The 12,355-nt window shown below is 68.1% G+C and carries 12 protein-coding genes; 5 read left to right on the forward strand and 7 right to left on the reverse strand.

What is annotated here, in order from left to right:
• Positions 1-182: 182 nt before the first annotated feature.
• On the forward strand, positions 183-1,010 hold the full coding sequence (locus JWN21_RS09120; RefSeq protein ID WP_299648734.1) for a hypothetical protein: 828 nt from the start codon (positions 183-185) through the stop codon (positions 1,008-1,010).
• Here the strand turns inward: JWN21_RS09120 and rlmN are convergent.
• Positions 1,002-2,210: a 23S rRNA (adenine(2503)-C(2))-methyltransferase RlmN gene (rlmN, locus tag JWN21_RS09125; RefSeq protein WP_299648737.1), complete on the reverse strand. Its 1,209-nt coding sequence runs from the start codon at positions 2,208-2,210 to the stop codon at positions 1,002-1,004. The genes JWN21_RS09120 and rlmN overlap by 9 nt on opposite strands.
• 38 nt (positions 2,211-2,248) lie before the next feature.
• Between rlmN and JWN21_RS09130 the strand changes: the two genes are divergently transcribed.
• The gene (locus JWN21_RS09130; protein ID WP_299648740.1) at positions 2,249-3,925 is read left to right on the forward strand and encodes a hypothetical protein; all 1,677 of its coding nucleotides are present in this window, start codon (positions 2,249-2,251) and stop codon (positions 3,923-3,925) included.
• Position 3,926: 1 nt separating this feature from the next.
• Here JWN21_RS09130 and JWN21_RS09135 read toward each other — a convergent pair whose 3' ends face one another.
• From JWN21_RS09135 to JWN21_RS09145, 3 genes are all read right to left on the reverse strand, one after another.
• Positions 3,927-5,099, reverse strand: a complete 1,173-nt coding sequence (locus JWN21_RS09135) for an NAD(P)/FAD-dependent oxidoreductase (protein WP_299648743.1) — start codon at positions 5,097-5,099, stop codon at positions 3,927-3,929.
• Between the two features lie 138 nt (positions 5,100-5,237).
• A complete protein-coding gene (locus JWN21_RS09140) occupies positions 5,238-5,696 on the reverse strand; it encodes an invasion associated locus B family protein (protein WP_299648848.1) in 459 nt (152 codons plus the stop codon).
• Entirely contained in the window at positions 5,696-6,331 is a 636-nt protein-coding gene (locus tag JWN21_RS09145; RefSeq protein WP_299648746.1) for a histidine phosphatase family protein, read from the reverse strand. Before JWN21_RS09145 ends, JWN21_RS09140 begins: the two co-directional genes overlap by 1 nt.
• 132 nt (positions 6,332-6,463) lie before the next feature.
• On the opposite strand from JWN21_RS09145, the gene dnaN reads away from it, so the two are divergent.
• Both dnaN and JWN21_RS09155 read left to right on the forward strand, forming a co-directional pair.
• Positions 6,464-7,579: a DNA polymerase III subunit beta gene (dnaN, locus tag JWN21_RS09150; protein ID WP_299648749.1), complete on the forward strand. Its 1,116-nt coding sequence runs from the start codon at positions 6,464-6,466 to the stop codon at positions 7,577-7,579.
• A 34-nt stretch (positions 7,580-7,613) separates the two neighbouring features.
• Positions 7,614-7,967 carry a hypothetical protein gene (locus tag JWN21_RS09155; protein WP_299648752.1) on the forward strand — a complete coding sequence of 118 codons (354 nt, stop codon included), beginning with the start codon at positions 7,614-7,616 and terminating at the stop codon, positions 7,965-7,967.
• Positions 7,968-7,977: 10 nt separating this feature from the next.
• Here JWN21_RS09155 and JWN21_RS09160 read toward each other — a convergent pair whose 3' ends face one another.
• The 3 genes from JWN21_RS09160 to JWN21_RS09170 are packed head-to-tail and all read right to left on the reverse strand — an operon-like array spanning position 7,978 to position 11,655.
• Positions 7,978-10,290, reverse strand: a complete 2,313-nt coding sequence (locus tag JWN21_RS09160; RefSeq protein WP_299648755.1) for an EAL domain-containing protein — start codon at positions 10,288-10,290, stop codon at positions 7,978-7,980.
• Positions 10,291-10,327: 37 nt separating this feature from the next.
• Positions 10,328-10,792 carry a group 1 truncated hemoglobin gene (locus tag JWN21_RS09165; protein ID WP_299648758.1) on the reverse strand — a complete coding sequence of 155 codons (465 nt, stop codon included), beginning with the start codon at positions 10,790-10,792 and terminating at the stop codon, positions 10,328-10,330.
• A gap of 2 nt (positions 10,793-10,794) precedes the next feature.
• On the reverse strand, positions 10,795-11,655 hold the full coding sequence (locus JWN21_RS09170; RefSeq protein ID WP_299648761.1) for a DUF3034 family protein: 861 nt from the start codon (positions 11,653-11,655) through the stop codon (positions 10,795-10,797).
• Between the two features lie 86 nt (positions 11,656-11,741).
• Between JWN21_RS09170 and JWN21_RS09175 the strand changes: the two genes are divergently transcribed.
• Positions 11,742-12,335, forward strand: a complete 594-nt coding sequence (locus tag JWN21_RS09175; protein ID WP_299648763.1) for a methylamine utilization protein — start codon at positions 11,742-11,744, stop codon at positions 12,333-12,335.
• The last annotated feature ends 20 nt before the right edge of the window (positions 12,336-12,355 follow it).

Consider the following 12,355-nt stretch of genomic DNA (forward strand, 5'->3'; position numbering starts at 1 on the left):
AACGGGCGGGCGATCAATCCTAAATCGATCTCGTTCACCTCGGTCGCGCGGCTGTCGGGCGACGAGTTCCGCCGCTTCAAGGCGCGGGTGCGGACGTTGCTTGGGGTCAGCGTCGGCGGGTGAGCCGAAACATTGCAGCGTTGTAACTGTCGGGGGAGCCAAACGATCGCCATCCTGATCGGATGCGCGAGCCCAAGGACGAGAAGATCGGTGCTGCGATTATCCGGATCAGATCCGCACCGGGGGGCTGGCGCGGTGCCGTTATCCGCAAGGGCACGCCCGTGGAGGAGCACCGCGACGCCGACCTGCGGGCGTTGCAGACGCGACTGCGCAACGAGGCCGGCAAGCTCCATCCCGATTACATCGGGATCGACGGCGCGATCGTCCGGTTCCTCCGCTTCTTTCCCGGCGGGTTCACCGATAGGGCCTATGTCAAGGACGAGCGCGAGTACAAGGCCAAGGCCAAGGCCAGACTGGACGACGCCCTGCCACTCGACAACGCGCTGGAGGCGACGACCGACGAGGCGATTGCCGTGAGGCGCGCCTTCGCCACGAACATCCTGCATTCCACCGAACTGGCGCGAGCGCATGAACTTCTCGGCGGTCCGAACGGGGCCGCCTATGTCCGATCCGCGGCCCGGTTCGCATCGGGCGATCTGGAGGAGGGTCTGCGCGGCATGGTACAGGCAATCGCGCCGCACGGGCGGCCATCATGGCCGCTGCTCACCTATTTGCCGAACCTCTGGCGCCCGCGCGACCACATGTTCCTCAAACCGGTGGCGACCGTCGACTTCGCGCAGCGCATCGGCCACCGGTTCCAGTATGACTATTCCGCCACGCCGAGTGCGGACGTGTACCGTTCGCTGCTGGACCTGATCGCCGACACCGAAACCGCCATCGACGCGCTTCAGCCGGAGGACCGCACCGACGTACAAAGCTTCATCTGGGTGGTGGGCGACTATACCGACGACCTGCTGCCCCGCCTGGAGGCGCTGCGCGCCTCAGGCTAGCGCCGCCATCTTCTCCTCCGCCTGCCGGTCCAGCTCGGCGCGGCTCTTCTTCTCCGCCGCCGTCTTCAACTGACCGCACGCCGCATCGATGTCGCGGCCGCGCGGGGTGCGGGTCGGCGCGCTGATGCCGGCGGCGAAGACGATGTTCGAGAACGCCTTGATCCGCTCGGGCGTCGAGCATTCATAGGGCGCGCCGGGCCACGGATTGAAGGGGATCAGATTGACCTTGGCCGGTAGCTGATAGTGACGCAGCAGGCGGACGAGTTCGCGCGCGTCGGCGTCCGAATCGTTCTTGTCGCGCAGCATCACGTACTCGAACGTGATGCGGCGCGCGTTGTTGGCACCGGGGTAATCGGCGCACGCCTGCAGCAGTTCCTCGATGCCGTATTTGCGGTTGAGTGGCACGATCTCGTCGCGCACCTCCTTGGTCACGGCGTGCAGCGACACGGCGAGGTTGACCCCGATCTCCGCGCCGGCGCGCGCCATCATCGGCACCACGCCCGACGTCGACAAGGTGATCCGCCGCTTCGAAAGCGCTAGCCCGTCGCCGTCCATGACGAGCTTGAGCGCGTCGCGCACCGCGTCGAAATTATACAGCGGCTCGCCCATGCCCATCATGACGATGTTGGTGAGCATCCGCCCCTCTGGCTGCGACGGCCATTCGCCCAGCGCGTCGCGCGCGAGCATCACCTGGCCGACGATCTCGCCCGCGGTCAGGTTGCGGACCAGCCGCATGGTGCCGGTGTGGCAGAAGCGGCAGTTGAGCGTGCAGCCGACCTGCGACGAGACGCACAGCGTGCCGCGATCGGCGTCGGGGATGAACACCGCCTCGTAATCCTGCCCGTCGGGCGAACGCAGCAGCCATTTGCGCGTGCCGTCGGTCGATACCTGCGCCTCCACGACCTCCGGGCGGCCGATCGCGAACCGCTCGGCCAGCCACGGGTGCTGTGTTTTGCTGATGTCGGTCATCTGCGCAAAGTCGGTGGCGCCGCGATTGTACAGCCAATGCCAGATCTGCTTGGCGCGCAGCTTGGCCTGACGTTCGTCGAGCCCCGCGTCGCCCAGGGTCGTGCGCAGCTGGTCCTTGGTCAGGCCGATCAGATCGACGCGGCCGTCGGGCCGCACGAATGGCGCGCGCGGCACCGTCACGGGGTCGATGTGCCCGGCAATGGGCATGAGGGCGGCCGGTGCTGTCAGCATTGGTGGAACATAGCGGAAAGCGGCGCTGTTATCCAGCAATGACGACGCAAGCCGAGGATCGAGCCTCTCGACGTGGCGTGTTGGCGTTGCTCGCGGTCTCGCCCGCCGCCGGACTTGCGGGTGAGGCGCGCGCGGCAACGACCGGTACGGCCATCCGATCGCGCGCAGCGCTCGCCAACACCGATGCCGAGCCGGGTGAGGTCCGCTTCCTCGACGATGGCGGCCGATCGGGACTGTTCGTGCGGCGCGCCGGCCCGCCGCCCAGCGCCGATCCCCTGCAGGGCCTGTTCGTGTCAGGCGGTGCGGGGCATTGGGCGCGGCATTGGGACGGCGTGACGGGACAGGCGGAATGGTTCGGCGCGGTCGCAGATGACTCAGCCGCCGATTGCGGGCCGGCGATCGAAGCGGCGCTGGCCGCCTGTGTGCGGGTCCAGCTCCATACCGGCACCTACCATTGCACCGCCGGGATCGTCTCGCGACTGCCGGGTCGCAAACTGATCGGCGCGGGCATCCACTTCGCCGGGGACGCGCGTTTCGTCACGCAGGTGCTTGTGCGCAGCGCGACCGACGACGTTTTCCGCATGGGGCCGGATCGCCCGCCGCTGGCCGCCGACGGCAGCGTCGCGATCAATGCCCTGCACCTCGACATGCTGGTCGAGGGCATCGAGTTCAACCGCACCGTCGCGCCCGACAAGCAGGCGCAGGCCCGCGGGGTCGTCGTGCAATGGTGCCAGGATCCGACCGTGCGGCGCACCAAGTCGCAGGACAGCATCGTCGATTTCGCGTGGGAAGGCACGATCAACCTGTTGATGGAAGACTGTCGGGCGACCCGCGCCAGGCGAGGCGGCGGGCAAGGCACAGATCGCCACATTGGCTACCGCGCGGTCACGGGCCGCCGGGCGCTGACAGACATCAACGGCAACGCCTCTGCACGGCTGGTGCGCTGCATCGCCGCCTGCACGACGGCGGTCCCCGACAGCACCGGCCTGTTGCTGGACGGCCGGTTCACCGACCATTCGATCGTCGAGTTCGAGACCGCGCAGCTGGCGGTCGGCATCCATGTGGTCGGGTCGGGCGGCGCGACCGACGTCGGCACCAACCAGTCGCTGCGCCGCAACGCCAACGTCGAGATCGTGCGGCCGTGGATCGATCAGTTCGCCTCGGTCGGCTTGCGCGTCGAGGGACTCGATAAATTCGGCATCGTGCGCGTGTCGGGTGGCTATTTCGGTCCGCTCGCCGACGCGACGGCCTGCATCTATGTCCTCGGCTGTCGGGGCGCGGTGTTGCTGGGCGGCGAGATGGAGCTGGCGATGGCGTCGACCGCCGGGCGGCAGTGTCGCGGCGTGCTCGGCGTCGATGCGCGGCGGCTGTCGGTCGGCGACGGCATCACGGTGATGGAACCCAGCTTCCGCGCGTTCGACTTCGCCAACGTCGCCGACCTTCGCCATCGGGGTGCCACCGTCAACGAACAGGTCGTGCTGCAGCACCACACGCTGCTGTCCGGGTCGGCGACCGCGTGCGTGCTGGCGCCCGCTTTATCAGGAGCAGCGGGCAAGGTGCTCGCCGGGGTCGAGATCAAAGGGGTCGCGACCCGCTGCACGGTGGACGTGGCGGCGATCGACACGGCCGCGCTGCGGGGCGGCGTGCGTCTGATCGTCGACGGGAAGCCGCAAGGGGCAGGCGCGTTCGGCGCCGGCAACAGCTTGCGGGCCTAGCTCACAGCGCCTGCGCGGCCGCGTAGCCGCTGGCCCAGGCCCACTGGAAATTGTAACCGCCGAGCCAGCCGGTGACGTCCACCGCCTCGCCGATGACGTGCAGGCCCGGCAGGTGCCTGGCGGACAGGTCGCGCTGCGACAGGCCATCGGTGGCGACGCCGCCCACGGTGACCTCCGCCTTTGCGAAGCCCTCGCTGCCGTTGGGGCGGAAGGTCCAGCCGCGCAGGCGGGCTTCCCACTCGCCCAGCACCGTGTCGCGTGTGTCGGCGAGACGATCGCCCGCGCCGAGCTGTTCCGCCAGCGTCGCGGCAAGTCGGTCGGGCATCATCCCGCCGAGCAGCTTGCGCAGCGAAGCGCGAGGCTGTGTGCGTTTGGCGGCGACGAGCCAGCCCGCCTCCTGGTCTGGCAGGAAGTCGATCGCAACCGGCTGTCCGTGCCGCCAATAGGAGGACGCCTGTAGGATCGCCGGCCCCGACAGCCCGCGATGCGTGAACAGCGCGGCTTCCGCGAACGCCGCCGTGCCGCAGCGCGCCACGACCGGGGCGGCGACACCCGCCAGCTCGCGGAACAACGCCTCGGCAGGCGGGAGCGTCAGCGGCACCAGCGCGGGGCGCGGTTCGACCACCTTGAGGCCGAAGCGACGGGCGAGATCGTACGCGAGGCCGGTCGCGCCGAGCTTGGGGATCGAGGGTCCGCCGGTGGCGATCACCAGCGCGCTCCCCTGATAGTCGCCCGCGTCGGTCGCGACGGTGAACCGGCCATCGGCATGGTTCACGTCGCGGATTGTCTCGCCCAGTCGCAGCGTCACCCCGCCGGCATCGCACTCGTCGAGCAGCAGCCGCACGATCTGCCGCGCGGAACCGTCGCAGAACAGTTGACCCAGCGTCTTCTCGTGCCAGGCGATGCCGTGCCGCTCGACCAGGTCGATGAAGTCCTGCGGCGCGTAACGGCCCAGCGCCGAACGTGCGAAATGCGGGTTGGCGGACAGGTAGCGATCGGGCGCAGTGTCGCGATTGGTGAAATTGCAGCGGCCACCGCCGGAGATGACGATCTTGCGCCCCGGTTCGGGCGCATGGTCGATCACCAGCACGCGCCGGCCGCGCTGCCCGGCGACCGCAGCGCACATCAGCCCCGCCCCACCCGCGCCGAGCACGATCGCGTCGTAATTGGTCATGGCCAAGCCTTATCCCCTACCCGGCAGGAGGCCGGGGCCCGGCCGGGGTGTCAGCGACGAGGTCGGGCTATTGGTAACCGGCGCGGCCGACTGGACCCCGGCTTCCGCCGGGCAAGGCAAGCTAAAGCCGGTCATCGGCTATCGCGCGGCGCAGGCGAGCGCCGCCGCGTCGATGGCGGTGGCGGCGCCGGCAAGCGCGTAGGTGTCGGCGAAGGGACGCCCGCCCAGCCCAACCGCCTCGACGCTCATCGACCGCCCCGACCGCAACGCCGCGACGATGGCGCGGTCGCTGGGTGCATCGGCGGCCCAGGCATCGGCGGTGTTGGCGACGAGCGCAAACCGGCGTTCGCCGACCGAGAGCGTCACACCCGCAGACCGATCGCGCGCGCGGCTCAAGCGGATGTGCAACGAGCTGGACAGGCCACGACCGGGCCAGTTCGCGACGCTGGCGAATCCGGTCGCGCGCCCGCGCCCCACGATCGGCCGCGCGATGGCGAAGCAGCGGCGGGGGCTGGCGTCACGAAAGGCGCCCCAACCGCCGTAGACGCCAATGGCTTCGCGTCCGGATGCGGCGGCGAGCAGCAAAAGCGCCAGGATCACGCCGGCGCGTGCCCTGCGCCCAAATGGGGAATCGTCTCACGCCCCTGCTCGATCAGCACCACGGAGCCCTGCGGCAGTCCGGGCGCGATCGGCGCGGCGAACTCGGGATGCACGGCGGCTCCCGTCAGCAGCCCACGCAGCACGCGCGAGGAGATGCCATGCATGATGACGAGCCGGTCGCCCTCGTCATCCGCCGTGTCGCTGGCCCAGCCGCCGACGCGGTGGGCGATGGCATCGTAGAGCTCGCCGTCGGGCGCGGGGCGGAGCAGTCCTTCGGCGGTGATGACCGGGCCGACATCCTCGATCACGTCGGCATAATAGCGCCCGCCCCACGCTCCCATGCCGATCTCCACCAGCCGGCCGTCGGTGCGAGCCGCGTGCCAATCGAGCTGGAGATGCTCGGCGATCACCGCGAGCGTCTGCAGCGCCCGACCCGATGACGACGACCACAGCGTCAGCGCCGGTCGCGCGCCGAGCAGGTCGAGCAGTGCGCGCCCGATCTCGTCCGCCTGCGCGAAGCCGGCGCGGGTCAGCGGCGTGTGCGGGAAGTCGCCCTGCAACCGGGCTGCTGCGTTGAAGACGGTCTCTCCATGCCGCGCTATGAAGTCGCGGCCCTTGCGTGGTGTCGACATGCTTGCTGCTTAGCCCCGCCCGACCGGTTGTCCACGGGTTTAGCGGCGCGCGGCGCTTGCCCCGGCGGCGACTCCTTCGCTAGGCTGTTCGGCAAGGTGACCCCGCGCAATTCGGCGGGGCGGGGGAAGACCATGAAGGCCACGATCGAACGCGCGACGCTGCTGAAGGGGCTAAGCCACGTCCAGTCGGTGGTGGAGCGGCGCAACACCATCCCCATCCTGTCCAACGTGCTGCTGGAGGCGACGGCCGAAGGCGCGCTGCGGCTGATGGCGACCGATCTGGACCTGCAGATCAACGAGCAGATCAAGGCCGACGTGGAACAGCCCGGCGCGATCACCGTCGCCGCGCACACGTTGTTCGAGATCGCGCGCAAGCTCCAGGATGGCTCGCAAGTCTCGCTGTCGGCGGCGGAGGGGCGGATGACGATCGTCGCCGGCCGCGCGCGGTTCAGTCTGTCGACGCTGCCGCGCGACGACTTTCCGATCATCGCCGAGGGCGAGCTGCCGACGCGGTTCGAGCTGCCGGCGGAGACGTTGAAGCAGATCATCGACAAGACGCGCTTTGCCATCTCGACCGAGGAAACGCGCTATTACCTCAACGGCATCTTCCTGCACGCCAGCGACGACAACGGCCGCGCGGTGCTGAAGGCGGCGGCGACCGACGGGCATCGGCTGGCGCGCGTCACGGTCGATCGCCCCGAGGGCGCGGAGGGGATGCCCGACGTCATCGTGCCGCGCAAATGTGTGGGCGAGCTGCGCAAGCTGCTGGACGAGGTCGACGGCTCGGTCGGCGTGTCGCTGTCGGGCAGCAAGATCCGCTTCGACCTGGGGCAGGCGATCCTGACCTCCAAGCTGATCGACGGGACGTTCCCCGACTATTCGCGCGTCATCCCGACCGGCAACGACAAGATCCTCAAGATCGACCCGTCGAGCTTCATGCAGGGCGTCGATCGCGTCTCCACCATCGCCACCGAGAAGACGCGTGCGGTCAAGATGGCGCTCGACCGCGACAAGATCACGCTGTCGGTCACCAGCCCGGAGAACGGCACTGCCGCGGAGGAAGTGCCCGGCGAATATGCCGCGCAAGGGTTCGAGATCGGGTTCAACAGCCGCTATCTCATGGACATTTTGGGCCAGATCGACGGCGATATCGTGGAGGTCCACCTCGCCGACGCCGCCGCGCCGACGCTGATCCGCGAGAACGACAAGGCGTCGGCGCTGTACGTACTGATGCCAATGCGGGTGTGAGGTGTACATACCCGGCGTCCCCCTCAGCCGCTCTGTGGCCTGGGACGTCCATGGTCGCCTTTTCCGGTTTACCGCATCCGGCGATCGGCTGGCGCTGGAGACCAGCGACGGCCGGCTGTCGCTGACGCTCCACGAATGGCAGGGTGTCACCGCCGCACTTGCCGCGCTGCATCCGCCCGCACCACCGCGCCTGACGGTGGCACCCGGTACGATCCGCCGTTCGGCGTGGACCGCAGCGGAGGACCAGTCGCTTTGCCACGGCTGGTACGGCGGCGAGGGGCTGGCGGCACTGGCGCTAGCGTTGGACCGAAGCGAAGGCGCCATTGTCGCGCGGCTGGTGCGGCTGGACTGTGTCGCCGGCCGGCAGGAGGCGCGGCGGCGGCCATGACCCCTTCGGCCTAAGCCGCTGCCCGCTGCTCTTCCATCATTCCTTCCAGAAAGCCGCTCACCTCGCTGCTGGGTAGCGGTCGACTGAAGTAGAAGCCCTGGATCTGCGAACAGCCCTGCGCGCGCAAAGCCTCCATCTGGTCCTCGGTCTCGACCCCCTCTGCCGTTGTCTCCATGCCGAGCGCATCGGCGAGCGAGGTGATCGAGCGAATGATCGCGCTGGCGTCCTTGTCGGTCATCAGGTCGAGGATGAAGCTGCGATCGATCTTGATCTTGTCGAACGGAAAGCGGCGCAGATAGCTCAGCGACGAATAGCCCGTGCCGAAATCGTCCAACGCGACACGCACGCCGATCGCGCGCAGCGAGTGCAGCGCCGCCAGCGTATCCTCGACATTGTCGATGAAGAAGCTCTCCGTGATCTCGATCTCCAGCCGTTCGGCCGGCAGGCCGGCGTCGGCGAGCGCCCGCAGGACTATCGCATTGAGCCCCGGAACGTGGAACTGCACGGCCGATACATTGACCGCGACGCGCAACGGCTGGGGCCAGGCGGCCGCCTGTCGGCACGCTTCGCGGAGCACCCACTCGCCGATCGGCACGATCAGGCCGGTCTCCTCAGCCAGCGGAATGAAGTCGAGCGGGCTCACCAGCCCGCGCGTCGGGTGGTTCCAGCGCAGTAGCGCCTCGAATGCGGAAACACGCGCCTCCGCCAGGTTGAAGAGCGGCTGGAACATCAGGAACAGCTCGCCGCGCGCGACCGCGTCGTGGAGGTCCAGTTCCATCTGTCGGCGGGCCCGCGCGGCCGCGTCCATCGCCGGCTCGAAGTAGCAGTGCCGACCCTTGCCCTGCGACTTTGCCTTGTAGAGCGCCAGATCGGCGTTCTTGAGCAGCGTGGTCACCTCGGTGCCGTCCTGACCGACGAGTGCGATCCCGACGCTGGTGCCGGGCACGATGCGGTGACCGTTGACGATGCAAGGCTCGGCCACCGCGGCGATCAGGTCGTTTGCGACCCGGTCCAGCGTGCGGGCGTCCTCCGTCAACAGGATCGCGAACTCGTCACCGCCCAACCGTGCCACGAACTTGTCACCCGGTGCAGTGCTGAGGCGGGCGGCGATCTCGCACAGCAGCGCGTCGCCGGTGGGGTGGCCGAGCGTGTCGTTGACGCTCTTGAAATTGTCCAGGTCGAGAAACAGCAGCGCCTGGCGACGGTCCGATGCAGGCCGTGCGAGGAGGATGCCGAGCTGTTCCTTCAACAGCACGCGATTGGCCAGGCCGGTCAGCGAATCGTGGAACGCCATGTGTGTGATGCGCTTTTCGCGGCTGTCGATATCCTCGACCATGCGGTTGAAGCTCGCCGCCAATGTGCCGAGCTCGTCGCGGGTAGTGATCGCCACCGGCGTATAGTCGCCGGCGCTGATGGCGCGCGCGGCCGCGTCGAGCGAGCGGATCGGCCGCGTGATCCGCTGCGCCAGCCGCCAGCTGCCGAAAATGGCGACGATGAAGCCCAACAGGCCCGCCGCCAGCAGCAGCCAGAAGATCGGCCGATACGCGGCAAGCGCGTCGGTGAGGCTGTATTCCAACACCAGCGCGTGCGGGATACTGGAGCCGAAAGAGGGAATGACGGCGGCTTGCACCAGCAGGCGTTCACCGTCTCGTACGCACTCGACGTGTGCGCCCGGCCGCCGAAGATCCGCCGAGAGCCGGGCGGCCGGCACCACGCGGGGCTGAAGCGCGATCGCCGACAGCGAGGAGAGCTGGGCAAGCTCCGCACGGTCGATGGGATTGGCGAAGACCACCCAACCGATCGTCATCGGCGCTCTGATCGGCGAAGCGGTGGCGCCATAGACTTGTCCGCCGATCGGCAGCAGACCCTGGGTGGCGCCGTTTCTTACAGCCCTTGCAACCGTCGCGCGATCGGCGGCCGACAGCGCGCCATCGAAGCCGATCACCGCGCCGTCGAGGTCGACCACGAACGCCTGCGCCAGGTCACGGCGGCGGCGCAGGCTGTCCAGCGAAGAGGCGATGGTGGGTGCGTCGCGTGTCGCGACCGCGCTGCGGAAACCGAAATCGCTCGCCAGCACCTGCCCGGCATTGCCGAGCTGGGCATAGCGCATGGCGGTGATGCGGTCGAACACCCGCGCTCCCATCTCCATCTCGGAACCAACGATGTGCTCGGCGTACCGCTCGATCGACACGTGAGCGACGCCGACCATCAGCGTTGCCGATACGGCGAACAACGAGGCGTAGAATAGCGTCAGCTTTCGCGAAACCGAGCGAAGCGGATCGACCGCCGGCCAGCGTTGCAACGCCGCTGAGATCCTGCGCATCATCGTGTTGTAATAGTCTTGGTTGGCTAAGATTTGTTTATCGCTCGACGATCCGGCGTTTCATCGGCGCCAGCTTCGCCAGGAACCGGTTCTGCGCTGCGAATGGAATGCCGCCCGCGCGCATCGCGGCCTGCAGGTTCTCGACCAGCGCACCCATGTCCGCCGTTTGCAGCCCCATGTCCTTGTGCGCGGTACGCATGTCGCGCCCCGAATAGCCACAGCCGCCGTTCAGGATGTAACAGAACTGCTCGGTGAGGACGCGGCGAAAGCGGACCATGTCCTGACCCTTGAAGATGTCGGCGATGCGCGGGTCGGCACGGGTCCGCGTCATGAAATCCGCGATCAGGCGATCGACGCCTTCCGCTCCCCCGAACGCGCGCCACATCGCGTCGCCGGCGAACGACGTCGCGCCGGCATTCGCGTTGCTTTGCGCATACGGCGCGACTGGTTCTTCAGCGGGGACGGCCTGGGCAAGGACGGCGAGGGACAGGAGCAAAGACATGTCTAAAAGCCCCCCTGGAGTTGCAGAAAGGCACCGCGCTGACGTTTGACGGTCGCGATGTCGCCGAGGTCGACATAGGCCGCGGTCAACGTGATGTTGCGATGGATGCCCCACGCCGCAAAGGCATCGAAAGCATCGGATTCGCGGGCGAAGTCGAGATTGTCGGGCTTGGTTCTGTATTCGCCGCCGACCAAAAGATTGTGGGCGAACAGCTTGCCCAGCGAACCTTCGAACTGCACGCTGCGGCGGTCGCCCTGCCCCAGCAGTCCGAACTGGTTGGCCTTGGTGACGCGAATCGTCGCACCCGCCATGATTCCCTGCGCCAGGAACAGCTTGGTCGCCGACATATAGAAGTCGGTGCCGCTCGCCCGCGTCGCTCCGATCGCGCGAACGACCGCGCCCTTTTTGGCCACCTTGTGCTGCATGCCGATCGCGATCTGCGGTAGCCACCGATCCTGATCCCAGATGGCGTCACCCACGACCCGCGCCTTGATGCCATAGATATCCTGTTCGAACCGGAACCCGCGACCCAGGCCTAAAGCCGCGCCGGCGCCGCGCGTGTCGAACGACTGACGGATATAGCTCAGTTCCAGCCGATCGCGGATGCCCAGCGCGCCGCCGACTGCGGTCAGCGTAAAGTCGGGCAGCACCACCGTGGTCACGTGCGCGGTGCCGCCAATCCCGCGATCCGTTTCGTTGCCCGCGATCAGCGACCAGGTCGCCAACCCGCCACCGGCCGCGCCCTCAACCGATGTGATCCCATCGGTGAGTACCAGCTTGCCACCTGCGCGGCCGTCGTCGGCGAGCGCAGGCGTGGTGATCACGGCCGCAAACATGGTCAGGGTGGCGTAGCGGAACCTCATCGCCATCCAGGATGACGCACCGCGGTTCAGATTTAGTTTCGGCTGGATCAATCTATGTGAAACCTCGCCTCGCTAGACCCGCGGTCATGTTTAGATTTGCCATTGCGGCCGTACTTTTCGCCACGGTGTTTGCTACGGCGGCACTCGCAGCGCCCGCGTCGATCACCGTGCGCGGACCGGACGGAAAGCCGCTGAGCGGCGCGGTCGTGTCGATCGATATAGCTGGCGTCGCGCCCGCCAGGCTACGCGGAGTCTACGCGGTCGAGCAGCGCGACATCCAGTTCGCGCCGCGCGTGCTGATCGTGCCGGTCGGCGCCACGGTCGCGTTTCCGAACCGCGACCGCGTGCGGCATCATGTCTATTCCTTCTCGCAACCCAAACGCTTCGACCTCAAGCTCTATGGTCGCGAGGAGGCCCGCTCTGTCACCTTCGACAAGCCCGGGGTTGTCGCGCTCGGCTGCAACATCCACGACGCGATGAGCGGCTTCCTGATCGTCACCGCGACGCCGTTCGTGGCGCAGACCGACGCCGCGGGCGCGGTGGTGCTGGACGGCCTGCCGGCGGGCAGGGCGACGGTGCGCGTGTGGCACCCGACGATCCGGGCGAGCGGCAACGAGCTGCGGCAGCCAGTGACGATCGCTGCGGCTGGCCTGGTGACGCAGTTCGCCATCCGCCGCTAAGTGGCGAAGGTGCCGCATAG

The sequence above is a fragment of the Sphingomonas bacterium genome (assembly GCF_028292945.1).
Classification (GTDB): Bacteria; Pseudomonadota; Alphaproteobacteria; order Sphingomonadales; family Sphingomonadaceae; genus Sphingomonas.